This is a genomic window from Streptomyces sp. NPDC085460, from assembly GCF_044541975.1.
Lineage (GTDB): Bacteria > Actinomycetota > Actinomycetes > Streptomycetales > Streptomycetaceae > Streptomyces.
Window position 1 is genome coordinate 51396 of the sequence record NZ_JBITTO010000004.1, and the last position, 23512, is coordinate 74907.

The following is a 23512-nucleotide window of genomic DNA, read 5'->3' on the forward strand; positions in this document are numbered from 1 at the left end:
CGAGACGAGGAGCACGGCATGAGCGAGCGCGCCGCACCGTTCTTCTGCCCCTACTGCGGCGACGAGGACCTGCGCCCGAACGAGCAGGGCCACGGCGCCTGGGAATGCGCAGCGTGCAGTCGAGCCTTCCAGCTGAAGTTCCTGGGGCTCCTCGCCCCCGGAACTTCCGGCAACACCACTGGAGGGGAATCGATATGACGGGCACTCAGATCAATCAGGTCAACCGGGTCACCGAGGCGACCACCGACGCCGAGCTGAAGGCGCTCGCCGAGCAGGCCGGGCGCGACCTGGAGGACGCCTCCGCGCTGGAGATCCTCCAGTGGGCCGCCGCCACCTTCGGCCCGAAGTTCTGCGTCACCTCCTCCATGGAGGACGCGGTCGTCGCCCACCTCGCCTCCCGCGCCATGCCCGGCGTGGACGTCGTCTTCCTCGACACCGGTTACCACTTCGAGGAGACCATCGGCACCCGTGACGCCGTCGAGGCCGTCATGGACGTCAAGGTCATCACCCTGACCCCGCGCCAGACCGTGGCCGAGCAGGACGCCGAGTACGGGCCGAAGCTGCACGACCGCGACCCCGACCTGTGCTGCGCGCTGCGCAAGATCAAGCCGCTCCAGGACGGGCTCACCGCGTACACCGCGTGGGCGACCGGACTGCGCCGCGACGAGTCCCCGACCCGGGCGAACACCCCGGTCGTCGGCTGGGACGAGAAGCGGCGCAAGGTGAAGGTCTCCCCCATCGCCCGCTGGACCCAGGACGACGTGGACGCCTACGTCACCGAGTACGGGGTCCTCACCAATCCGCTCCTCATGGACGGGTACGCCTCCGTCGGCTGCGCCCCCTGCACCCGCCGCGTCGAGGCCGGCGAGGACGCCCGGGCCGGCCGCTGGGCCGGCCGCGCCAAGACCGAGTGCGGACTGCACGGCTGATGACCACCCCCGACACCCCCCTGGAGACCCACGTGACCGGTGCCACCGTCTGGCTCACCGGCCTGCCGAGCGCCGGCAAGACCACGATCGCCTACGAGCTGGCCGGCCGGCTGCGCGAGGAGGGCCGCCGCGTCGAGATCCTCGACGGCGACGAGATCCGCGAGTTCCTCTCCGCGGGCCTCGGCTTCTCCCGCGAGGACCGGTTCACCAACGTGCAGCGGATCGGCTTCGTCGCCGAACTGCTCGCCTCGCAGGGCGTGACCGCGCTGGTCCCGGTCATCGCCCCATACGCCGACAGCCGCGAGGCGGTCCGCAAGCGGCACCAGGCCGAGGGCACCGCCTTCGTCGAGGTCCACGTGGCCACCCCGGTCGAGGTCTGCTCCGTCCGCGACGTCAAGGGGCTCTACGCCAAGCAGGCCGCGGGCGAGCTCTCCGGCCTCACCGGCGTCGACGACCCGTACGAGGCCCCCGAAGCGCCCGATCTCCGGATCGAGTCCCAGAACCAGACCGTGCAGGAGTCCGCGGCGCAGCTCCACGCGCTGCTCACCGAGAGGGGCCTGGCATGACGACCGTCGCCCACACCCACGACACCACCGACAGCCCGTTCGCGCTGTCGCACCTCGACTCCCTGGAGTCCGAGGCCGTCCACATCTTCCGTGAGGTGGCGGGTGAGTTCGAGCGGCCGGTGATCCTCTTCTCCGGCGGCAAGGACTCCATCGTCATGCTGCACCTGGCGCTGAAGGCGTTCGCCCCGGCGCCGGTCCCCTTCACGCTGCTGCACGTCGACACGGGCCACAACTTCCCCGAGGTCATCGAGTACCGCGACCGCGTGGTCGCCGAGCACGGCCTGCGGCTGCACGTCGCCTCCGTGCAGGAGTACATCGACCGCGGCGCCCTCAAGGAGCGCCCGGACGGCACCCGCAACCCGCTCCAGACGGTGCCGCTGACCGAGGCGATCCAGCAGCACCGCTTCGACGCGGTCTTCGGCGGCGGCCGGCGCGACGAGGAGAAGGCCCGCGCCAAGGAGCGGGTGTTCTCCCTGCGCGACGAGTTCTCGCAGTGGGACCCGCGCCGCCAGCGCCCCGAGCTGTGGCAGCTCTACAACGGCCGGCACGCCCCCGGCGAGCACGTCCGGGTCTTCCCGCTCTCCAACTGGACCGAGCTGGACGTCTGGCAGTACATCCAGCGGGAGAAGATCGAGCTCCCGCAGATCTACTTCGCCCACGAGCGCGAGGTGTTCGCCCGCAGCGGCATGTGGCTCACCGCCGGCGAGTGGGGCGGCCCCAAGGAGACCGAGCGGGTCGAGACTCGGCTGATCCGCTACCGCACGGTCGGCGACATGTCCTGCACCGGCGCCGTCGACTCCGACGCCACCACGCTCGACGCCGTCATCGCCGAGATCGCCGCCTCCCGGCTCACCGAGCGCGGTGCCACCCGGGCCGACGACAAGCTGTCCGAGGCCGCGATGGAAGACCGCAAGCGCGAAGGGTACTTCTAACCATGAGCACGTCCATCGAGCAGCCGGCCGCCGAGCTGGCCGCCACCACCCTGCTGCGCTTCGCCACCGCCGGCTCCGTCGACGACGGCAAGTCCACCCTCGTCGGGCGGCTCCTGCACGACTCCAAGTCGGTCCTCGCCGACCAGCTGGAGGCCGTGGAGCACGCCTCCCGCTCGCGCGGCCAGGAGGCCCCCGACCTGGCGCTGCTCACCGACGGCCTGCGGGCCGAGCGGGAGCAGGGCATCACCATCGACGTGGCGTACCGCTACTTCGCGACCCCCCGCCGGCGGTTCATCCTCGCCGACACCCCGGGGCACGTGCAGTACACCCGCAACATGGTGACGGGCGCCTCGACGGCCGAGCTGGCCGTGGTCCTGGTCGACGCCCGCAACGGCGTCGTCGAGCAGACCCGCCGGCACGCCGCCGTCGCCGCCCTGCTCCGCGTGCCGCACGTGGTCCTGGCCGTGAACAAGATGGACCTGGTCGAGTACCGGGAGTCCGTCTTCGCCGCGATCGCCGAGGAGTTCACCACGTACGCCTCCGAGCTCGGCGTCCCGGAGATCACCGCGATCCCGATCTCGGCGCTGGCCGGCGACAACGTCGTGGAGCCGTCCGCGAACATGGACTGGTACGGCGGCCCGACCGTCCTGGAGCACCTGGAGACGGTGCCGGTCAGCCACGACCTGACGGGCTGCCACGCCCGCTTCCCCGTGCAGTACGTGATCCGCCCGCAGACCGCCGAGCACCCCGACTACCGCGGCTACGCGGGCCAGATCGCGGCCGGTGCCTTCCGGGTCGGCGAGCAGGTCACCGTCCTGCCGTCGGGGAAGACCTCCACGATCACCGCGATCGACGCGCTGGGCGAGCCGGTGGACATCGCCTGGGCCCCGCAGTCCGTCACCATCCGCCTCGCCGACGACATCGACATCTCGCGCGGCGACCTGCTCGCCCCGAGCGGCGACGCCCCGGCCACCAGCCAGGACGTCGAGGCGACCGTCTGCCACGTGGCGGACCAGCCGCTCACGGTCGGCCAGCGGGTGCTGCTCAAGCACACCACCCGTACGGTCAAGGCGATCGTCAAGGAGATCCCGTCCCGGCTCACCCTGGACGACCTCTCCCAGCACCCGGAGCCCGGGCAGCTGGTCGCCAACGACATCGGCCGGGTGAAGGTCCGCACCGCGGAGCCGCTCGCGCTGGACGCGTACGCGGACTCCCGCCGCACCGGTTCGTTCCTGCTGATCGACCCGGCCGACGGCACCACCCTCGCGGCGGGCATGGCGGGCGAGTCCTTCGCCACCGCCAAGGCCGCGCAGACCACCGACGACGAGGAAGGCTGGGACTTCTGATGCTGCTTCAGGACGTCTACGGGACCTTCGCGAAGGAAGGCGGCCGGGTCGGCTCCGGCGCCCTCGGCGCGGGCCGGGGAGGTGTCGCGCGATGTGCGTGCTGACCTCGGCGCACCGCGCGAGCGGTGCCACCCGGCTCCACCCGCTCCGTCCCGCACGTCACGAACACAGACTTCGAAGTCCCTAACATCCCGAGGGGAACACCTTCCGTGCCTGCCACCACCCGTACCACCCTGCGCCGCAGCCTGGCCGCCACCGCCGCCCTGCCCCTGCTGATCGGCGCGCTCGCCTCCTGCGGCTACGGCTCCCAGGCGAAGGACGCTTCCGCGGAGAAGGCCCCGATCGCGGCCGACGCGAAGAAGCTGTCCGCCCCCGAGGTCCGGATCGGCTACTTCCCCAACCTGACGCACGCCACCGCGCTGATCGGCGTCAAGGACGGTCACATCCAGAAGGAGCTGGGGGGCACGGTCCTCAAGCCCCAGACCTTCAACGCCGGCCCGTCCGAGATCGAGGCGCTCAACGGCGGCTCGCTCGACATCGGCTTCATCGGCCCCTCGCCGTCCATCAACGCCTACGTCAAGTCCAAGGGGAAGAACCTGCGGATCATCTCCGGCTCCGCCTCCGGCGGCGTGAAGCTGGTCGTGAACCCGGACCGGATCAAGACCCTGGACGACGTCAAGGGCAAGCGCATCGCCACCCCGCAGAAGGGGAACACGCAGGACGTCGCGCTGCTCAACTGGATCTCCGAGCAGGGCTGGAAGGTCGACCCGGAGTCCGGAAAGGGCGACGTCTCCGTCGTCCGCACCGACAACAAGGTCACCCCGGACGCCTTCAAGTCGGGCTCCATCGACGGCGCGTGGGTCCCCGAGCCGACCGCCTCCAAGCTGGTGTCCCAGGGCGGCTCCGTCCTCCTCGACGAGACCTCCCTGTGGCCCGACAAGAAGTTCGTGATCACGAACGTCATCGTGTCGCAGACCTTCCTCGCGGAGCACCCGGACGTGGTCGAGGCCGTCCTCAGGGGCACCGTGAAGACCAACGCGTGGATCGGCGCCAACCCGGCCGAGGCGAAGTCCGCCGCCAACGCGGCCCTGGAGTCGCTCACCGGCAAGCCGCTGGACGCCAAGGTCATCGACCCCGCGTGGCCGAGCATCGCGGTCACCGACGACCCGCTGGCCGCGACGCTGAAGACCCAGTCCGAGTGGGCCGTGAAGGCGGGGCTGATCGACCAGCCCGACCTGGCCGGCATCTACGACCTGACGCTCCTCAACAAGGTCCTCAAGGCGGCGGGCAAGCCCGAGGTCTCCGACGCCGGCCTCGGCGTCAAGTAACGGAACCCACGCCCATCCACAGGAGGTGACGACCATGGCCACGACGTTCGCCAAGGCTGCCGAGGGCACCGTAGCGGAGCAGACGCACGCCGCCCGGATCGAGCACGTCTCGAAGTCCTTCTCCGGCCCGGCCGGTACCCAGCTCGTCCTGGACGACGTCAGTCTCGACGTCGCGCCCGGCGAGTTCGTCACCATCCTGGGCGCCTCGGGGTGTGGCAAGTCCACGCTCCTCAACCTGGTCGCGGGACTGGACCGGCCGACCCAGGGGTCCATCGCGACCCCGGGCGGCCGGCCGGCCCTGATGTTCCAGGAGCACGCCCTCTTCCCGTGGCTGACCGCGGGCAAGAACATCGAACTGGCGCTGCGGCTGCGCGGGCTGCCGCGCGCCGAGCGCAAGCCGGAGGCCGAGCGGCTGCTCGAACTCGTCCGGCTGGGCGGCGCGTACGGCAAGCGGGTGCACGAACTGTCCGGCGGCATGCGCCAGCGCGTGGCGCTCGCCCGGGCACTGGCCCAGGACAGCCAGCTGCTGCTGATGGACGAGCCCTTCGCGGCGCTCGACGCCATCACCCGGGACGTGCTGCACGGCGAGCTCACCCGCATCTGGGAGGAGACGAACCTCTCGGTCCTCTTCGTCACCCACAACGTGCGCGAGGCCGTCCGCCTCGCCGAGCGGGTGGTCCTGCTCTCCTCCCGGCCCGGCCGGGTCGCCAAGGAGTGGACCGTGGACATCCCGCAGCCGCGCCGCATCGAGGACGCCGACGTGGCCGAGCTGTCCGTCGAGATCACTGAACACCTGCGTGGGGAGATCCGCCGCCATGGCCAGCACTGACACCGCCCCGAAGGCCAAGGGCGAGGACCTCGCCGGTCTGGAGGCCGGGCTCGACGCGCTGGACGCGGTCGAGGTCCGCCGCACCCCGGTCCGCGAGGTCCTCCTCAAGAAGGTCCTCCCGCCCACGCTCGCGGTCGCCCTCGTCCTCGTCGTCTGGCAGCTCCTCGTCTCGGCGAAGATCACCGAGGAGACCAAGCTGCCCGCGCCGGGCGCGGTGTGGGACGGCCTGACCGACATGTGGCTCCAGGGCACCCTCCTGGAGGTCATCTGGACCAGCGTCTCCCGGGGCCTCTCCGGCTTCCTGCTGGCCCTCGCCATCGGCACCCCGCTGGGTCTGCTCGTGGCCCGGGTGAAGTTCGTGCGCGCCGCGATCGGCCCGATCCTCTCCGGTCTCCAGTCGCTGCCGTCGGTGGCGTGGGTGCCGCCGGCCGTGCTCTGGTTCGGCCTCAACGACGCCATGATGTACACGGTGATCCTGCTCGGCGCCGTGCCGTCCATCGCCAACGGCCTGGTCTCCGGCGTGGACCAGGTGCCGCCGCTGTTCCTGCGGGCCGGCCGCACCCTGGGCGCCACCGGCCTCAAGGGCACCTGGCACGTGGTCCTCCCGGCGGCGCTGCCCGGGTACCTGGCCGGCCTGAAGCAGGGCTGGGCGTTCTCCTGGCGCTCGCTGATGGCGGCGGAGATCATCGCCTCCTCCCCCGACCTGGGCCTCGGCCTGGGCCAGCTCCTGGAGAACGGCCGCAACAACATCGACCTGCCCGGCGTCTTCCTGGCGATCCTGCTGATCCTGGTCGTCGGCATCGCCATCGACCTGCTGATCTTCAGCCCGCTGGAGCGCTGGGTGCTCCGCAGCCGCGGCCTGCTGGTGAAGTGAGCCACCGATGAACCATCCAGTCCTCCTCGTCATCGCCCACGGCAGCCGCGACCCGCGGCACGCGGCGACCGTCCAGGCGCTGGTGCGCCGGGCCGGCGCGCTGCGGCCGGGGCTGCGGGTGGAGACCGCGTTCCTGGACTTCAACCTGCCGTCGGTGGCGGGCGTCCTGGACCGGCTCGCCGCCGAGGGGGTACGGGACGTGGTGGCGCTGCCGCTGCTGCTGACCCGGGCCTTCCACGCCAAGGCCGACATCCCGGCCGTCCTGCGCGGGGCGCCGGCCGGGCTGCGGATCCGGCAGGCGGAGGTCCTCGGCCCGTCCCCGCTGCTGCTCGCGGCGGTGGAACGGCGCCTGTACGACGCCGGGCTCACGCCCGGCGACCGGAGCACCACGGGGGTCGTCCTGGCCTCGGCGGGCTCCACAGACCCGGAGGCGATCGCGGTGATCGCAGAAACGGCGCGGGAGCTGCGGCGCACCGGTTGGTGCTCCGTGCGGCCCGCGTTCGCCTCCGCATCTCTTCCCCGGACCGAGGACGCGGTACGGGCGCTGCGCGCCGAACCCGGCGTCCGCCGGGTGGCGGTGGCCCCGTACGTGATCGCTCCGGGCCGCCTCCCGGACCGGATCGCGGCCGGCGCCGCCGGGGCGGACGTCCTGGCCGACGTCCTCGGCCCCTCCCCCGAACTCGCCCGCCTCCTGGTGCTGCGGTACGCGGAGGCGCTCCGCGCCCCGGAGCGGCTGGCGGTCGCCGCCGGTTAGCCGGACGCGGTCATCTCCACCAGCTTGCGGACCGTGTTCCAGTTGCGGGCGGTGGCCACCACGCCCTTGTTGAGGGACGGGCGCAGCACGGCCTCGGCGAGCTTGGAGCGGCCGAGGCCGTCCGGCGTGTAGAGGTACGTCACCCGGTCGCCGAGGGCGAACGCCTCGGGCAGCAGGGCCTCGGCGTCGACCGAGGCGAAGCGGTCCGGGGTGACCGGCGCGGAGTAGTACACGGCGTGCAGCTGCTTGCCCTCCAGCTCGTCGGCGGGGAAGGGGCACGCCTCGGCGACGGCCGCGAGGTAGCCGCCGTCGCGGACGAGGCAGTCGGCGCGGAAGCCGAAGCGCTCCTCGACGGCGTCCTCGATCGCGGCGGCGAGGTCGTCCTCGGGGGCGTCCGTGCCGGGGCTGAAGACGGCGTTGCCGCTCTGGAGGTAGGTCCGCACGCCGCCGTGGCCGAGTCCTTCGAGGAGGGCGCGCAGCTCCGCCATGGGGAGCTTGCGCCGGCCGCTCACGTTGATGCCGCGGAGGAGGAGCGCGTACGTCGTCGTCATGCGGACAGGGTAGAAGGCCACCGCGCCTCGTGGGGGGTGGCGCGGTGGCTGGTCCGAACCCTCTCCGATGGACTGCGGGCAGGGGAAGGGCCGTCACGGATCTGTGACTTATTGAACAAGGTTTCGTAATGCCGGGGGGTTCTGCCAGGGATGGGAGACTGCTCGCGCACACGTACCACCGGGTGAGGAGAGTGGCGATGGACGAGGCGAGGGCCCGGGAGATCCTGGCCGCGGCGGGGCTTCCGGCCGACGGGGCGCGGCTGCTCGCGCTGGGTGAGAACGCGGTCTTCGCCGTGGCCGGCCTGGTCGTCAAGGTCGGCCGGTCCGCCGAGCTGTTCGCGCGGGCGGAGCGGGAGGTCGCGCTGGCCGGCTGGCTCGCCGGGGCCGGGGTGCCGGCGGTGCGGGCGGCGGAGAAGGAGCCGCGGCTGGTCGAGGGGCATCCGCTCACCTTCTGGCATCCGCTGCCGGAGGCCGTCCGCCCGGCCGAGCCCCGCGATCTGGCGCCGCTGCTCGCGGCGGTGCACGCGCTGCCCGAGCCGGCCGGGTTCGCGCTGCCCCGGCGGGAGCTGCTGGGCGGGGTGGAGCGCTGGCTGCGGCTGGCGGGGGACGCGATCGACCCGGCGGACGCGGCCTTCCTGCGGGAGCGCCGGGACTCCTTCGCTCCGGCGGCCGCCGCGCTCGTCCCGCACCTGCCCCCCGGTCCGATCCACGGCGACGCGCTGCCGCGCAATGTGCAGGTGGGCCCGGACGGGCCGGTCCTGATGGACCTGGAGACCTTCTCCTCCGACCTGCGCGAGCACGACCTGGTGGTCCTCGCGCTCTCCCGGGACCGGTACGGCCTGGACCCGGCGGCCTACGACGCCTTCACCGGGGCGTACGGCTGGGACGTGCGGGAGTGGGAGGGGTGCGCGGTGCTGCGCGGGGCACGGGAGACCGCGAGCTGCGCCTGGGTGGCCCAGCACGCGCCGCACAACCCGAAGGCGCTGGCCGAGTTCGAGCGGCGGGTGGCGTCGCTGCGGGACGGCGATCCGGAGGTCCGCTGGTATCCGTTCTGACCGGCCTGCCATCATGATGCCGTCGAACCGGCCGACGGGAACGGGGTGTTGTGATGCGGGTCGAGCTGTCCGAGGTGACGCTGGACGTCGAGGTGAGCGGTGAGGGTCCGGTGGTGCTGCTGCTCCACGGCTTCCCCGACAGCCACGCCCTGTGGCGCCACCAGGTCCCGGCGCTGAACGCGGCCGGCTTCCGGACGGTGGCGCCGACCCTGCGCGGCTTCGGCGGGTCGAGTCGTCCGGAGGGCGGCCCGGAGGCGTACCACCCGGCCAGGCACATCGGCGACCTGATGGAGCTGTTGACCCGGCTGGAGGTGACCCGTTTCCATCTGGTCGGGCACGACTGGGGGTCGGGCGTCGCGCAGGGGATCGCCTCGGTGGTGCCGCACCGGGTGCGGAGCCTCAGCCTGCTCTCGGTGGGGCACATCGCGGCGGTGCGGGCGGCGGGCTGGGAGCAGAAGCAGCGCTCGTGGTACATGCTGCTCTTCCAGCTGGCGGGGCTGGCGGAGGAGTGGCTCTCCCGGGACGACCACGCCCAGCTGCGCGAGATGCTGGCCGAGCATCCGGACGCGGAGTCGGTGATCGAGCCGCTGCGGGCGCCGGGCGCGCTGACGGCGGCGCTGAACATCTACCGGGCGGGCCTGCCCGCGGAGGTCCAGTTCGCCCCGGACGGGGCGGTGGCGCCGCTGCCGGAGAGGGTTCCGGTGATGGGCGTCTGGTCGACCGGGGACCGGTTCCTCACCGAGCGCTCCATGGAGCGGACGGGCGAGCACGTCGCCGGGTCGTGGCGGTACGAGCGGGTGGAGGAGGCGGGTCACTGGCTCCAGCTGGACCGGCCGGAGACGGTGAACGACCTGCTGCTCTCCTTCCTGAAGGAGAACGCCTGACCGCCGCACGCGTCAGGGGGTGACGACCGCCGGCTCGCCGCGCAGCGGCCACACCGGGTCGACGACGGCGTGCTCGTCGCCCTTGCGGCGCAGGAAGTCCTGGAAGTTCTCGGCCCAGGCGCGGTACCAGCCGATCTGCCGCTCGTGCAGTTCGGCCGGGTCGAGGGCGGCGACCTGCGGGTGCCGGGCGGCTATCGCGAGGGCGACCCGGACGGCGGCGAGGGCGTCGGCGGATGCCTGGTGGGCGCTGGTGAGCTCCACGCCGTACTCGCCGCAGACCGCTTCCAGGGTGCGCTTGCCGCGCCGGTAGCGGTCGACGGCCCGGTCGATGGTGTACGGGTCGAGGACGGGGCCGATGCCGGTGCCGCCCATCCGCTCGGCGAGCGAGGGCAGCCCGTGCCGGCGCAGCTCGGCGGAGAGCAGGGTGAGGTCGAAGGAGGCGTTGTACGCGACGACGGGGACGCCCTGGGACCAGTAGCCGGTCAGGGTCTCGGCGACCTCGTCGGCGACCTCGCGGACCGGGCGGCCCTCGGCGGCGGCGCGCTCGCTGCTGATGCCGTGGATGGCCGACGCCTGCTCGGGGATGCGGACGCCGGGGTCGGCGAGCCAGTCGCGCTGCCGGACCACCGCTCCGCGGTGGACGCCGACGATCGACGCGGTGACGATGCGGGATTCGAGCGGGTCGGTCCCGGTCGTCTCCAGGTCGAAGCCGACCAGTGGTTCCCCATGCCAGGCCATCGGGTCCTCCTTACGTGATCTCCCCCGTTGGTGCTGACACCCTCGCACGCGGCACTGACAACGCCGCCGCGGGGTCGGGGGCGGGGGTCAGGAAACGGGCCGCGAGTCGAGCCAGACGGACTCGAACTCCTCCCGGTAGGTCTCGAAGAGGCCGTGGTCCGCGTCACGTCCGGGGGCGCCCTGCCGGACGACGGTCCGGCCGCCGCCGCGCAGGACGAGCACGGGCGCCTCCATGCCGCGGGCACGGCGGAGGTAGGACTGGACGACGCCGACGCCGTCGGGGCCGTCGCCGTCGACGAGGTAGGCGGTGAAGCGGGGGGTCTCGTCGAAGACGTGGATCTGGAAGGCGTCGGGGTCGCGGAGCTTGGAGCGGACCCGGCGCATGTGCAGGATGTTCATCTCGACGGACCGGCTGAGCTCGCCCTTGCGGATGCCGAGCTCCCGCTCGCGGCGCTTGACGGCGCTGCTGGCGGGGTTGAGGAAGAGGAGCCGTATCCGGCAGCCGGACTCGGCGAGGCGGACCATGCGGCGGCCGGAGAAGTTCTGCACGAGCAGGTTGAGACCTATGCCGGTGGCGTCGAGGCGGCGGGCGCCGCCGAAGAGGTCCTCGGCGGGCAGCTGGCGCTGGAGCCGGACGCGGTCGGGGTGGACGGAGACGACGTCGGCGTACCGGTCGCCGACGAGGTCCTCGACGGCGTCGACGGGGAGGCGGTCGGCGGAGGGGGCGCCCGCGCCGCTGCCGAGGATCTCCAGGATGCGGGCGGAGGCCCGTTCGGCCTGGGCGAGGACGGTGGGCGAGAGGGCCCTGTTGCGGGAGACGACGTTGCGGGTCACCTCCAGCTCGTCGAGGGCGAGCTCGACCTCGCGCCGGTCGTCGAAGTAGGGCTCGAAGCAGGGCCAGTGCTGGACCATCAGCTCGCGGAGCTGCGGCAGGGTGAGGAAGGAGAGGACGTTGTCGTCGGCGGGGTCGAGGAGGTAGCCCTTGCGGCGGGAGACCTCGCGGACGGCGACGGCCCGGCGGACCCATTCCTGGCCGGCCGGCCCGGCGGCGGCGACCACCCACTCGTCGCCGTGGACGGGCTCGTAGACGGGCCGGAGGACGGCGGCGACGACGGCGCGCATCCGCTGTTCGACGAGATTGAGCCAGATGTAGGCGCGGCCGGCGCGCTGGGCGCGGGTGCGGACCTCGCTCCACGCCTCGGCGCCCCAGTCGAGCTCGGCGCCGATCTCCACCGGGCGGACCACCGAGACCGCGCCGGGGGGTGCTGCCGGGCCGGTGGGGAGGACCACCGTGGGCGGCGCCTCCCCGGGGTCGGCCGGTCCCCCCTCGTGACCCGCGTCACCGGAGGGCAGCTCAAGACCTCCCGAGCTCACCCGCGCACCGCCTTCTGCTCTGGACGCCCGTCCCGATTCTTCCGACAAGATCAAGGAAGGGTACTCCGCGAGCGGAGGGCGGTGCAGCAGGATCGGTCGGCTGTCCGCTCAACTCTCGGTCGGCGGCTGACCGTTCTGGGAGGCGAGATCGGACGGAGTGAGGGGATTCATAGCGGTTACGTCCCTGGGCGCGAGCTGGAAGCCCTGCCAGTGGACGGGCATGGGCTGCTGGTCCTCGTCCCGGGCGATGTGGTGGAACCCGATGTTGACCCACACGGTCGGTTTGGTCAGAGTCTCCCCGTTGACCCATTTGTCCACGCTGTCACCGGCGTTGGGCGCGCAGGCGCCGATGTTGTTGCTGGCGTACTGCTCGCAGGCGCGGGCCTGGGTGAAGTAGACGTCGTGCTTGGTGAAGCCGCGGCCGGCGTGGGTGTCGGTGTGGCCGGGGACGATCTCGTAGCTGCGGGCGTGGCCGTCGGCGTTCTTGCCGGTGCCGCTGACCACCCGCCACCAGCGCATGTTCTTCGCGTCGCCGGCGAGTTCCTTGGTGACGGCGGTCCGCCGGGTCTTGACGGTGGGGCCGCCGTCGCCGGTGGGCGGGGTGACGGTGGAGTCGTACTGCTCGATGCGGTCCTTGCCGCCGTCGAGGCCGAAGTCGAGCTTCCAGAAGACGTTGTGGGCGTGGCTGGTGGCGTAGCCGCGGGCGCCCTTGCCGATGGGCCAGCCGCGTCCGTCGGTGGCGTTGTAGTCGACGGGCGAGAGGCTGCCGGTGGCGCCGACGTTGGCGCCGATCGTGCCGTCGGAGGAGAACCGCCACTCGGTGATGTACTCGTACCAGCCGACCTTGTTGACGGTGTAGACGAGCAGGTCCTTGGCCTGGGCCTGGTAGACGCCGGCGCCGGAGTCGCTGGCCATGCGGTAGGCGTGGCCGCGGGCCCGGGTGGTGGTGCACAGGCCCTTGACGGTGCCGACCTCGGGCACCTTCACGGTGGAGAGGGTGCCGCCGGGGCATTCGGCGGGCTTGAGGTCCTGGAGGCCCCAGCCGAAGCCGGCGCCGGTGAGGTCGTCGTACTCGGCGCCGCCGTCGTCGTACGGCACGTGGATCTGGGCGAGCCGGGCGGTGGACAGGACGCGGACGGCGGCGCCGCCGGGCGGCCGGTAGGTGATGCCGTCGAGGATCAGGCCGGCGTCGGTGCTGTAGCGCCAGCACATCTCCCAGGAGGCGCCGCCGTCGAGCTTGGTGGTGATGCGGTGGGCGGCCGAGCAGAGGGGCGCGGCGGGCAGGGCGGGCGGCGGGGGCGCGGCGGTGGTGCCGGGTCCCGGCGGGTTCGGGTAGGCGGGCGCCCCGGAGGCGGGGGCCGCGGCGGCGGTGGCGGTGCCGAGGAAGGCGGTGGCCGCGAAGGCGGCGAGGATCCCCCGGGTGCGCCGGTGGTGCCGGTCGGTCATGCGGGCGTGCTCCTTCGTGCGCGGGCCCCCCGCGGGAGGGGGCGGGAAGGGGAACGGCGGGCGTCGGTGGTCAGCCGACGCGGACGACGTTCCTCGCGGAGAGGTCGACGATCAGGTTCCGGGTGTCGATCCAGGCGCCGTTGCGGACCTTGGTGACGAGCCGGACGCAGCGGTGCTCGCCGCAGCGGGAGAGCGCCTCGGGGACGTTCCTCTCCCGGTAGGTGCGGTAGACGTCGCCGTTGAACCAGAGCTGGTCGGCGCTCTTGAGCTCCTTGCCGGTGGCGTCCCGGTAGTCCTCCTTGACCCCCTTGCCGAGGGGGCTGGCGAGGATGAGTCCGAGGGCGGTGCGCAGTTCCTCGGGGTGGGCGGAGGGCTGGACCCCGCGCTGGGTGCCGGTGGACTCGATCTTCCCGGTGGTCAGGTCGACGGTCCGGGTGACGAGTTCGTCGCGGGCGTAGTCGTAGAAGCGGACCTGGGCGCGGCGGGTGGTCTCCCGTCCGGGGACCGGGTCGGCGAGTTCGGTGCCGAGGTGCTGCGGGCGGCCCCGGTCGCCGTCGACGTCCTGCCGGGCGGCGGTGTCGGCGGGGGCGAGGGCGAGCGTCCTGGCGCGGGCGAGTTCGGCGTCGGTGAGCGGATCGGTGCCGGTGCCCCTGGGGCCCTCGGCGGCGGCCGGGGCGACGGTGGCGGGGGCGAGCGCGGCGGCCCCCCGGCCGCCGGTGCCTTCGGTGCCGTCGGTGGCTTCCGCGCCCGGGGCGCTTCCCGTCCCCGGGGCGCCGTCCGTGCCGGGCCGGTTCTCCGTGCCGCCGGTGCCGGGGACCGCGCCGGGCGTGGTGCCCGAGGCGGCGGCGCGGCCGGCGGGCGTGTCCTCCGCTCCGGCCGTGCCCGGCAGGCTGATGGCGACCGCGGCGGCGGTCCCCGTCACCGCCATGGCCGCTCCCGCTACCACCTTCCCCAGGTGGCGGCGCACTATTTCGTACACGTTTCCCCCTCAATCCCCCGCTTGGCCTGCGGACACCCTGGAGGACGGGGCGGGTTCCCGGGAGGTTGCGCGTCTTTCGGGCAGGATCTGGCCGAAGAGCACGCATGAACCCGGACAGAAGAGGAAGATTCGTATCCATGCAGGTCTGGCCGGGACAGGCGTACCCCCTGGGCGCCACCTATGACGGAGCGGGCACCAACTTCGCGGTCTTCTCGGAGGCGGCGCACCGCGTGGAACTGTGTCTCATCGACGACGACGGCACGGAGACGTCCGTCGAACTGCGCGAGACGGACGCCTTCGTCCGCCACGCGTACCTGCCGGGCGTGATGCCCGGGCAGCGGTACGGCTTCCGGGTGCACGGGCCGTACGCGCCGGAGCGCGGGCTGCGCTGCAATCCGGCGAAACTCCTCCTCGACCCGTACGCGCGGGCGATGTCGGGGTCGATCGCGTGGGGCGAGGCGGTGTACGGGTACCCCTTCGGGCGGCCCGACGCGCGCAACGACCTCGACTCGGCGCCGCACACCATGACCTCGGTGGTGGTGAACCCGTACTTCGACTGGGGCGACGACCGCAGGCCGCGCACCGAGTACCACCACACGGTGATCTACGAGGCCCATGTGAAGGGCCTGACGATGCTCCACCCGGACCTTCCGGAGGAGCTGCGCGGCACCTACGCGGGGCTCGCGCACCCGGCGGTGATCGGCCACCTGAAGGAACTCGGCGTCACCGCGCTCGAACTGATGCCGGTGCACCAGTTCGTGAACGACCACCGGCTGGTCGACGCGGGCCTGTCGAACTACTGGGGCTACAACACCATCGGCTTCTTCGCCCCGCACAACGCGTACGCCTCCTGGGGCGACCGCGGGCAGCAGGTGCTGGAGTTCAAGTCGGCGGTGCGGGCGCTGCACCAGGCCGGCATCGAGGTCATCCTCGACGTGGTCTACAACCACACGGCGGAGGGCAACCACCTGGGCCCGACGCTCTCCTTCCGGGGCCTGGACAACCCCTCGTACTACCGGCTCGCGGACGACCCCCGGTACTACATGGACACCACCGGCACCGGGAACTCGCTCCTGATGCGGTCCCCGCACGTGCTCCAGCTGATCATGGACAGTCTGCGGTACTGGGTGACCGAGATGCACGTGGACGGCTTCCGCTTCGACCTGGCGGCCACCCTGGCCCGGCAGTTCCACGAGGTGGACCGGCTGTCGTCCTTCTTCGACCTGGTGCAGCAGGACCCGGTGGTGAGCCAGGTGAAGCTGATCGCGGAGCCGTGGGACGTCGGCGAGGGCGGCTACCAGGTGGGCAACTTCCCGCCGCTGTGGACCGAGTGGAACGGCAAGTACCGGGACTGCGTGCGGGACCTGTGGCGGGGCGAGCCGCGCACGCTCGCCGAGTTCGCCTCCCGGCTGACCGGCTCCTCCGACCTGTACCAGGACGACGGGCGCCGCCCGCTCGCCTCGGTCAACTTCGTGACCTGCCACGACGGCTTCACCCTCCGGGACCTCGTCTCGTACAACGAGAAGCACAACGAGGCCAACGGGGAGGGCAACCGGGACGGCGAGAGCCACAACCGGTCGTGGAACTGCGGGGAGGAGGGCGAGACCGACGACGTCGGGATCACCGAGCTGCGGGCCCGCCAGATGCGGAACTTCCTCGCCACGCTGATGCTGTCGCAGGGCGTGCCGATGCTCAGCCACGGCGACGAGTTCGGGCGCACCCAGGGCGGCAACAACAACGCCTACTGCCAGGACGGCGAGGTGTCCTGGGTGCGCTGGCCGAAGGAGAACAGCGAGGCCGAGGCGACCCTGCTGCGCTTCACCCGGGCGATGGTGCGGCTCCGCCGCGAGCACCCGGTCTTCCGCCGGCGCCGGTTCTTCCACGGCCGGCCGGTGGAGGGCACCCACGACGAGCTCACCGACATCGCCTGGTTCACGCCGGAGGGCGAGGAGATGACGGCCCGCGACTGGCAGGCGGCGCACGCCCGGGCGCTCACCGTCTTCCTCAACGGCAACGCGATCTCCGAGCCGGGGACGCAGGGCGAGCGGATCGCCGACGACTCCTTCCTGCTGATGTTCAACGCCTCGTCGCAGGAGCTGGAGTTCGCCGTGCCGGACAGCCACGGGCGGTGCTGGCGGACGGTCGTGGACACCTCCGACCCGGAGGGGATGCCGCCGCGGGAGGGCCCGGAGATCGTGGCGGGCGAGCGCGTCACCCTCGCGCCGCTGAGCCTGACGGTGCTGCGCCGTCCGGCGTGAGCGATCCGCGCGGCGCTCCGGTCCGGACGGCCCAGGAGAGCGCCGCGCAGGCCACGGCCGCCCCCACCGCCACCGCGAAGGCGGCGGGGGCGCCGTGCTGTTCGGCGAGCCGCCCCGACAGTGCCAGGGCGAGCGCCTGGCCGCCGACGATCCCGCTGGTCAGGAAGGCCATGGACTCGGCGAGCCGGCCGGCCGGGACGGCCCGCTCGGTCAGCGCGAAGACCGTGATGAGGTGCGGGGCGTAGGCGGCGCCGAGCACGGTCACCACCGCGTACAGGCCGAGGAGCGAGTCGACGGCGAGCAGCGGGAGGGAGAGCAGCACGAGGGCGGTGGTCGCGGTCCGCCAGCGGAGGGTGAGTCCGATCCGGGCGGGCAGGGCGGCGAGCGAGAGGCCGACGGCGGCGCTCATCACGCCCATCGCCGCGTAGACGAGCCCGGCCTGGGCGGGGGCGCCGAGGGTGTCGGTGAGCGCGGTGATCCCGGCCTGGGAGGCGCCGAACATGGCGCCCTGGAGGACCATCGTCACCCGGAGGGCGTACGCGGAGCGGGGCAGCCGCGTCCGTTCGGCGGCGCCCGTGCGGGTGGCGGCCGGGTCCGCTCCGGTCGCGGTGGCGCGGGCGGTGGGGTGGAGGGCGAAGCCGGTGCCGCAGAGGGCGAGCAGCAGGGCCGCGCCGAGCAGGGCGGCGGCCGGGTGGGCGAGGGCCGCGGCGAGGCCGACGAGCGCCGGGCCGAGGACGAAGGACACCTCGTCGAGGGTGCCCTCGAAGGAGAGGACGGCGCCGACCGTCCGGTCGTCGGCGCCGGCGCGGCGGGCGAGCGCCACCGAGCGGGTCCGGGCGAGCGGGCCGATCTGCGGGACGGTCGCGCCGGCGAGCAGGGCCAGCGGGACGAGCAGGCCGGTGGGGGCGTCGGCGACGGCGGCGAGGACGAGGGCGGCGACGGCGAGCGCGTTGGCGAGGGAGGCGGCGAGCACGGGGCCGCGCTGGCCGCGCCGGTCGGCGAGCCGGCCGAGGAGCGGTCCGGCGACGGTCTGTCCGGCGGCCAGGGCGCCCCCGGCGAGCCCGGCGGTGGCGAGGGAGCCGCTGGTCTCCGCGACCAGGAGCACGCTGCCGAGCTGGCACATCGCCGTCGGCAGCCGACCGAGGAAGGAGAGGACCGGAAGGACGGGGCCGAGCAGGGCGAAGGTGTCGCGGTACGTCCGGAGCATCGGCCGAAAGTAACGCGATACCCCCGAACGGGTGCATCGGGCGATGACACGGAAGCTTCCGTACGGGGTACGTACGTTCGCATGACGTCCCACCGCCACGCGCCCGCCGTCGTACCCACCGCCACCTACCGGCTCCAGCTCCAGCCCGCGTTCCCCTTCGCCGCCGCGGAGCGCGCCGTGCCGCACCTCGCCGGGCTCGGCGTCTCGCACCTGCACCTCTCCCCCGTCCTGGAGGCGGTGCCCGGTTCCCTCCACGGGTACGACGTCACCGACCACCGCGCGGTCCGCGCGGAGCTCGGCGGCGAGCCGGGGCTGCGGCGGCTCGCCGCCACCGCCCGCGCCCACGGCCTCGGCCTGGTGGTGGACCTGGTGCCCAACCACATGGCGGCCTCGCCGCGCCACAACCACGCGCTGCGGGAGGTGCTGCGGCACGGCCCGGACTCGCCGTACGGCCGCTGGTTCGACCTGGACCGGTCGGCCGGGGACGGCCGGCTGCTGCTGCCGGTGCTGCCCGCGCGCCTGTCGGACGTACGGGACCGGCTGCGGGTCGAGGACGGCGCGCTCCGTCTCGACGGGCAGGAGTTCCCGCTCCGCGACGGCACGGCGCACCTGCCCCTGGACGAGCTGCTCGCCGCCCAGTGGTACCGGCTCGGCTGGTGGCGGCTGGCCCGCACCGAGCTGAACTACCGGCGCTTCTTCACCGTCTCGGACCTCATCGGGGTGCGGGTCGAGGACCCGGAGGTCTTCACGGCGACCCACGCGAAGGTCCTGGAGCTGGTCGCCGACGGGGTGATCGAGGGGCTGCGCATCGACCACCCGGACGGACTCGCCGACCCCCAGGGCTACTTGGAGCGGCTCGCGGCGGCGACCGGCGGGCGGTGCTGGACGGTGGTCGAGAAGATCCTCACCGGGCCCGAGACCCTGCCGGACGCCTGGCCGGTCTCCGGGACCACCGGCTACGACGCCCTGCGGCTGGTCGACGGCGTCCTCACCGACCCGGAGGGCTCCGCCGAACTGGCTCGGCACTACCAGGAGTTCGTGGGCCGCTCGGCCGACCGGGGCGGGGAGTGGGAGGCGACGGAGCGGCGCGCCGCGTACGAGGTGGTGCGGCACGACCTGGCGGCCGAGACGGCCGTCCTGACCCGCGCCGCGGCCCGGCTCTGCGCCGCCGATCCCGCCCTCCAGGACCACGCGCCCTGGGCGCTGCGGACCGCGATCGAGGAGCTCCTCGTCCGCGTGCCCGTCTACCGGCCCTACGGGCCCACCGACGCCGGGCGGGTGCTCACCCCCGAGGCCGCCCGGGGCGCGCGGGCCGCGTTCGCGGTGCCGGAGGAGGCCACCGCCGTGGACGCCGTACGGGGGCTCCTCCTCGGCCTCCGCGGCGACTCCCCCGGACACCGGGCGTTCCGGGCCCGGTTCGCGCAGACCTCCTCGGCGCTGCGGGCCAAGTCCACCGAGGACACCGCCTTCTACCGGTACGCGCCGCTGCTGTCCGCCAACGAGGTGGGCGGCGATCCGGGCCGGCCCGCCGTCACCGTCGAGGAGTTCCACGCGGCCTGCGCCCGGCTGGCCCGGGACTGGCCGGCCGGCGGCACGGTCCTCACCACCCACGACACCAAGCGCAGCGCCGACGTGCGGGCGGCGATCGCCGTGCTCGCCCAGTGCCCGGAGGTGTGGGCCGGGCTGCTGGCCGAGGTCGCCGGGATCCCGGCGCCGGATCCGCACCTCGCCTGGACGGCCTGGCAGACCGCCTTCGGCTTCGGCACGCCGGACGCGGAGCGGATCGGTCCCGCCGTGCTCAAGGCCGTACGGGAGGAGGGCCTGCGGACGTCCTGGACCGAGCAGGATCCGGCGTACGAGCGGGCGGTGGCCGAGTTCACGGCGGCCGGGCCCGGCCGCGTGCCGCTGCGGTCCGCGTCGGAGGCCGCGTTCGCCCTGGAGCCGCACATCCGGGCGCACGCGGACGGCGCCGCGCTGGTCCAGCTGACGATGCCGGGCGTGCCGGAGCTGTACCAGAACACCGAGCGGGAGTACCGGGCGCTGGTCGACCCGGACAACCGGGCGCCGTTCGCGCCCGGTCCCGACGACGGGCGGACGGCTCTGGTGCGGGCCGCCCTGCGGCTGCGCCGGGAGCGTCCGGCGGCCTTCGGCGCGGGCGCCGGCCACCGGCCGCTCGCCGCCGAGGGCCCGGCCGCCGCGCACTGTCTGGCCTTCGTCCGCTCGGACGAGGTGGTGACGGCCGTGACGCGGCTGTCGCTGCGGCTCGCGGAGGCGGGCGGCTGGCGGGACACGGAGCTGGTGCTGCCGGAGGGCCGCTGGGCCGATGTCCTCGACGGGGTACGGGAGTTCACGGGCGGCACGGAGAGCGAGCTGAAGCTGGCGGAGCTGTTCGCCGACCGGCCGGTCGCCCTCCTCGCGCGGATCAGGCCCTGACCCGCATACTGGCCGGACCACGCTCGACGAGAGGGGGAAGCCGATGGCGCTGGGGGTGCTGTTCGGGGGCCTGGCGGGCCTCATCGTGCTGCTGACGGTGGTGCTGACGCGCCGGAGCGGGTCCCGGACGGAGAACGCGGAGGGGCTGCGCATCGAGGAGCGGGCCCGCATCCAGGCGGCGCAGGACCGGGTCTCGTACAACTCGTGGGCGGTGCACAACGCCCCGCCCACCCAGAGCGACGCCTACCAGAGGCGCCGCTGACGGAGGCGGGCGGCGCGGGGACCGTGCGGCCCCGCGCCGCCCGCCCGTCGCCGTCGGTTCAGAGGCGGCTGGCGCGCGAGACCTCGCACTTGGTGTACTCGGAGCCGTCGCCGGTGCCCACGTACGGGGTGGTCAGTTCGGCGGTGGCGGAGGCGCCGGCCGCGACCGCGATGCCGGTCTTCACGGCGGTCGCGGGGACCGCGCCCGAGCCGGAGAACTTCATCGTGACGCTGTAGTCGTAGTCGAGGACGCCGTCGTTCTTGACGGTGATCCGGGCGGTGAGGTTCTTGGTCGCCGCGTCGTAGGCGCACTTGTCGATGGTGATGTCCCGGGACGCCTGGTCGGCGCTGCCGCCGCCACCGGAGACGGAGCCGCCGGAACTGCTGTTGCTGTCACTGTCGTTGTCGGTGTGGCCGCTGCCGCCGGAGCTGGAGGACGAGCTGGAGGAGGAGCCGCTGCTGCTGTTGTCGCAGCCGCCGCCACCCGAACCACGGGCACCGGTGAGGGCGAGGACGGCGATGCCGAAGACGGCGACCGCGCGGGCATGACGAAGCTTCACTTGTTCAATCCCCGTTGGATGTCGTGCGAGAAGAAAGGGCTCGTTTGACGAGCGCACGTCACCCTAGCAGCGGGCGGGCACCGCCACGCGTCAGCCGTTCGGCAGGACCACCAGCGTCCTGGGGGCGCGGGTGATCAGCCCGGCCGGCGCCGGACGGAATCCGTCCGCCAGCCGCAGCCGGGGCATCGCCTCGAAGAGCGTCCGGATCGCGTACTCCGCCTCCAGGCCCGCCAGGATCACCGCCGGGCAGAAGCCGGGCCCGTAGGTGAGCTGGCCGGGGTCGTCGCGCAGCGGGTCGAAGCGGTCCGGCTCGCGGAACCGCTCCGGGTCCCGCCCGGCCGCCCCGACGAGCAGCGCCACCGAGGAGCCGCCCGGCAGGATCCCGCCACTCACCGGCACGTCCTCCCGGGTGCGGCGGACGGCGATCTGCACCGGCGGGTCGCGGCGCAGCGACTCGGCCCACGCCCGCGCCACCAGGCCCGCGGGGGCGTGCCGCAGGGCGGCGACCTGGTCGGGGTCGGCGAGGACGTTGCCGAGGAAGGAGGCCAGCGCCTTCTCCCGTACGGCGATCTGCCCGCCGCACTCGCCGGCGAGCGCGGTCGCGGCCCGGCCCCGCACCAGCCGCATCATGTCCCGGTAGGGGACGCCGACGGCGGCGGCGACGGTCCCGGCGGGCAGCCAGTGGCAGAAGTCGGCCACCAGGTCGGCCCGGTCCCGGCCGGCGATCCGGCGGGCCAGCACGTGCGCGGTGCGCTCCACGACGTGCCGCAGCTCGGCGAGGTCGACGTCGGTGTGGGCGCGGGCGCACGCCGGGTCGCCGGGCCGGTGCCCGTGGGTGAAGCGGCGGTCGGTGAGGGCAGTGGCCACGTCCGCGTACCGGCTCAGCACCCAGGCGCGCAGCAGCGGGTCGTAGGTGAGCGGGAACTCCTCGCGCAGCCGGCGGTGCACCGGGTACGGGTCGAGGGCGGCGCCGGGGTCCAGCGGGCTGGGCGCGACCGTCCGCGCGAGGGTCGGCACGGAGGGCTCGGCGACGGTCCGGACGCGTCCGGGCGCGGTCGCGGCGGCGCGTCCGGCGGGCGCGGCGGGCGCGGCGGGCGCCATGGCGGGCAGTCGCCGCCAGGGGTCGTCGTGCTCGCGGTCCCCCGTCCGGCGGTTCGGCTCGTCGCGCATCGCGCCCCCTGTCGTTCGGCTCGTCCGGCGGTGCCGGCGGCGCCCCGGGATCGCGGCGCGCGTCCCCCCACCCCACCACCCGGCCGGTCCCGCCGCCCGCCACGTACCGCCGAACGGGTGAGCGCGCACGGCGCTGACCTCGAAGGACCGGTGGAACGGGCCGCTCAGTCGCGGGAGACCCGGAAGGTCACCTCGCGGCCGCTCAGTCGCGGGAGAGCCGGAAAGTCATCTCGCGGCCGCTCAGTCGCGGGAGAGCCGGAAGGTCATCTCGCCGAAGCCGACGACGTCACCGGCCCGGACCACGACCGCGCCGACGACCCGGCGCCCGTTGACGGTCGTGCCGTTGGTGGAGCCGAGGTCGCGCAGCACCCAGAGCCCGCCCTGGAGGGAGAGCTCGGCGTGCAGCCGGGAGGCCGTCTCGTGGCTGAGCCGCAGCCCGTTCACCGGGTCGCGGCCTATCCGCAGCGGGTACGGCCCCGGCTGCGGCAGCAGCAGCTTCGGCAGCCGCTCGGCGTGCCAGGCGCGACCGATGCGGGCGGTGAACGCCGACATCCGCTCGACCGCGCCGACCACCCGCCGGGTCCAGCCGCCCTCGCCGCGCAGATCGGCGGTGAGCACGGCGAGTTCGTCGGGCCGGCGGGCCTGGAGCGCGCGCTCCATCCGGAAGAGGAAGGTGTCGTGCGAGAGCCGGCCCTGGGCGGCGCCCTCCCGGAGCAGGCCCAGCGCACGGTCCCGCTCGGCGTCGGTCAGCCGCGGGGAGTGCGCCGGGGGCTCGTAAGGGGTCGTCACACCGTGATTGTCCGGGTGCCCGCCCCGAGCTGTCCAGAAGCCTCCCGTCCCGGAGCCGTACCAGCTCGGGCACGACATCCCGACACCCGCCGCCCCGGTCCGCGTGCGCGCCCCCGACACCCCGCCGCCGCGCGGGACCCCACCCCCGAGACCCGCGCCCCGGGCCCGGACCTGCGCGAATTGCCGCGCCCGCCCGTCAAGATCACTGCTACCGTCTGCGAGCTCGACCGACCGTTACTCCTGGGGGAA

Annotated in this window: 23 protein-coding genes; 14 read left to right on the forward strand and 9 right to left on the reverse strand. The window is 73.8% G+C overall.

All coding sequences use genetic code 11. From position 1 onward, the window contains the following. Window positions 1-18 precede the first annotated feature (18 nt). The 9 genes from ACIGHB_RS11330 to ACIGHB_RS11370 all read left to right on the forward strand — a co-directional run bounded on the left by ACIGHB_RS11330 (window position 19) and on the right by ACIGHB_RS11370 (window position 7558). Entirely contained in the window at window positions 19-198 is a 180-nt protein-coding gene (locus ACIGHB_RS11330; protein ID WP_362112419.1) for a hypothetical protein, read from the forward strand. Further along, window positions 195-929, forward strand: coding sequence for a phosphoadenylyl-sulfate reductase (locus ACIGHB_RS11335; protein ID WP_399911727.1), 735 nt, complete (start codon window positions 195-197; stop codon window positions 927-929). The genes ACIGHB_RS11330 and ACIGHB_RS11335 overlap by 4 nt, the downstream gene beginning before the upstream one ends. Next, entirely contained in the window at window positions 929-1495 is a 567-nt protein-coding gene (cysC, locus tag ACIGHB_RS11340; protein WP_360309221.1) for an adenylyl-sulfate kinase, read from the forward strand. Before ACIGHB_RS11335 ends, cysC begins: the two co-directional genes overlap by 1 nt. Next, window positions 1492-2427, forward strand: a complete 936-nt coding sequence (cysD, locus tag ACIGHB_RS11345) for a sulfate adenylyltransferase subunit CysD (protein WP_360309223.1) — start codon at window positions 1492-1494, stop codon at window positions 2425-2427. The genes cysC and cysD overlap by 4 nt, the downstream gene beginning before the upstream one ends. 2 nt (window positions 2428-2429) lie before the next feature. After that, window positions 2430-3773 (forward strand): sulfate adenylyltransferase subunit 1, encoded by a 1344-nt coding sequence (locus ACIGHB_RS11350; RefSeq protein ID WP_399911730.1) that lies wholly within the window; start codon window positions 2430-2432, stop codon window positions 3771-3773. 209 nt (window positions 3774-3982) lie between these two features. Further along, window positions 3983-5101: an ABC transporter substrate-binding protein gene (locus ACIGHB_RS11355; protein WP_360309227.1), complete on the forward strand. Its 1119-nt coding sequence runs from the start codon at window positions 3983-3985 to the stop codon at window positions 5099-5101. Between the two features lie 34 nt (window positions 5102-5135). Continuing rightward, complete coding sequence (locus tag ACIGHB_RS11360) at window positions 5136-5930, forward strand: ABC transporter ATP-binding protein (protein WP_360309229.1); 795 nt, start codon at window positions 5136-5138, stop codon at window positions 5928-5930. Beyond that, window positions 5917-6804, forward strand: a complete 888-nt coding sequence (locus ACIGHB_RS11365) for an ABC transporter permease (RefSeq protein ID WP_360309231.1) — start codon at window positions 5917-5919, stop codon at window positions 6802-6804. The genes ACIGHB_RS11360 and ACIGHB_RS11365 overlap by 14 nt, the downstream gene beginning before the upstream one ends. Window positions 6805-6811: 7 nt before the next feature. After that, the gene (locus ACIGHB_RS11370; protein WP_399911734.1) at window positions 6812-7558 is read left to right on the forward strand and encodes a sirohydrochlorin chelatase; all 747 of its coding nucleotides are present in this window, start codon (window positions 6812-6814) and stop codon (window positions 7556-7558) included. On the opposite strand, the gene ACIGHB_RS11375 is transcribed toward ACIGHB_RS11370, so the two are convergent. After that, window positions 7555-8109, reverse strand: a complete 555-nt coding sequence (locus ACIGHB_RS11375; RefSeq protein ID WP_360309235.1) for a DUF1697 domain-containing protein — start codon at window positions 8107-8109, stop codon at window positions 7555-7557. The genes ACIGHB_RS11370 and ACIGHB_RS11375 overlap by 4 nt on opposite strands. Before the next feature lie 197 nt (window positions 8110-8306). Between ACIGHB_RS11375 and ACIGHB_RS11380 the strand changes: the two genes are divergently transcribed. Then, complete coding sequence (locus ACIGHB_RS11380) at window positions 8307-9164, forward strand: phosphotransferase enzyme family protein (protein WP_399911737.1); 858 nt, start codon at window positions 8307-8309, stop codon at window positions 9162-9164. A gap of 53 nt (window positions 9165-9217) precedes the next feature. Continuing rightward, window positions 9218-10048: an alpha/beta fold hydrolase gene (locus ACIGHB_RS11385; protein ID WP_360309239.1), complete on the forward strand. Its 831-nt coding sequence runs from the start codon at window positions 9218-9220 to the stop codon at window positions 10046-10048. Between the two features lie 12 nt (window positions 10049-10060). Here ACIGHB_RS11385 and ACIGHB_RS11390 read toward each other — a convergent pair whose 3' ends face one another. From ACIGHB_RS11390 to ACIGHB_RS11405, 4 genes are all read right to left on the reverse strand, one after another. Continuing rightward, window positions 10061-10786, reverse strand: coding sequence for a 3'-5' exonuclease (locus tag ACIGHB_RS11390; protein ID WP_360309241.1), 726 nt, complete (start codon window positions 10784-10786; stop codon window positions 10061-10063). Window positions 10787-10873: 87 nt separating this feature from the next. Next, on the reverse strand, window positions 10874-12160 hold the full coding sequence (locus ACIGHB_RS11395) for an SAV2148 family HEPN domain-containing protein (RefSeq protein WP_399911742.1): 1287 nt from the start codon (window positions 12158-12160) through the stop codon (window positions 10874-10876). A 108-nt stretch (window positions 12161-12268) separates the two neighbouring features. Beyond that, a complete protein-coding gene (locus ACIGHB_RS11400; protein WP_399911745.1) occupies window positions 12269-13606 on the reverse strand; it encodes a copper amine oxidase in 1338 nt (445 codons plus the stop codon). A gap of 70 nt (window positions 13607-13676) precedes the next feature. Next, window positions 13677-14534: a Tat pathway signal sequence domain protein gene (locus ACIGHB_RS11405; RefSeq protein WP_399911748.1), complete on the reverse strand. Its 858-nt coding sequence runs from the start codon at window positions 14532-14534 to the stop codon at window positions 13677-13679. A gap of 188 nt (window positions 14535-14722) precedes the next feature. On the opposite strand from ACIGHB_RS11405, the gene glgX reads away from it, so the two are divergent. Continuing rightward, a complete protein-coding gene (gene glgX / locus ACIGHB_RS11410; protein ID WP_360309249.1) occupies window positions 14723-16843 on the forward strand; it encodes a glycogen debranching protein GlgX in 2121 nt (706 codons plus the stop codon). Here glgX and ACIGHB_RS11415 read toward each other — a convergent pair. Further along, window positions 16797-18050 (reverse strand): MFS transporter, encoded by a 1254-nt coding sequence (locus ACIGHB_RS11415; protein WP_399911752.1) that lies wholly within the window; start codon window positions 18048-18050, stop codon window positions 16797-16799. The two genes, glgX and ACIGHB_RS11415, sit on opposite strands and share 47 nt — an antisense overlap. An 81-nt stretch (window positions 18051-18131) precedes the next feature. Between ACIGHB_RS11415 and treY the strand changes: the two genes are divergently transcribed. Continuing rightward, window positions 18132-20483, forward strand: coding sequence for a malto-oligosyltrehalose synthase (treY, locus tag ACIGHB_RS11420; RefSeq protein ID WP_399911754.1), 2352 nt, complete (start codon window positions 18132-18134; stop codon window positions 20481-20483). A gap of 43 nt (window positions 20484-20526) precedes the next feature. Next, window positions 20527-20745 carry a hypothetical protein gene (locus tag ACIGHB_RS11425; protein ID WP_399911757.1) on the forward strand — a complete coding sequence of 73 codons (219 nt, stop codon included), beginning with the start codon at window positions 20527-20529 and terminating at the stop codon, window positions 20743-20745. Window positions 20746-20803: 58 nt separating this feature from the next. On the opposite strand, the gene ACIGHB_RS11430 is transcribed toward ACIGHB_RS11425, so the two are convergent. From ACIGHB_RS11430 to ACIGHB_RS11440, 3 genes are all read right to left on the reverse strand, one after another. Further along, window positions 20804-21304, reverse strand: coding sequence for a hypothetical protein (locus ACIGHB_RS11430; RefSeq protein ID WP_399911760.1), 501 nt, complete (start codon window positions 21302-21304; stop codon window positions 20804-20806). Between the two features lie 90 nt (window positions 21305-21394). Beyond that, the gene (locus ACIGHB_RS11435; RefSeq protein WP_399911763.1) at window positions 21395-22474 is read right to left on the reverse strand and encodes a cytochrome P450; all 1080 of its coding nucleotides are present in this window, start codon (window positions 22472-22474) and stop codon (window positions 21395-21397) included. Between the two features lie 240 nt (window positions 22475-22714). Further along, window positions 22715-23263, reverse strand: a complete 549-nt coding sequence (locus tag ACIGHB_RS11440; protein WP_360309261.1) for a DUF1707 and FHA domain-containing protein — start codon at window positions 23261-23263, stop codon at window positions 22715-22717. Window positions 23264-23512 lie beyond the last annotated feature (249 nt).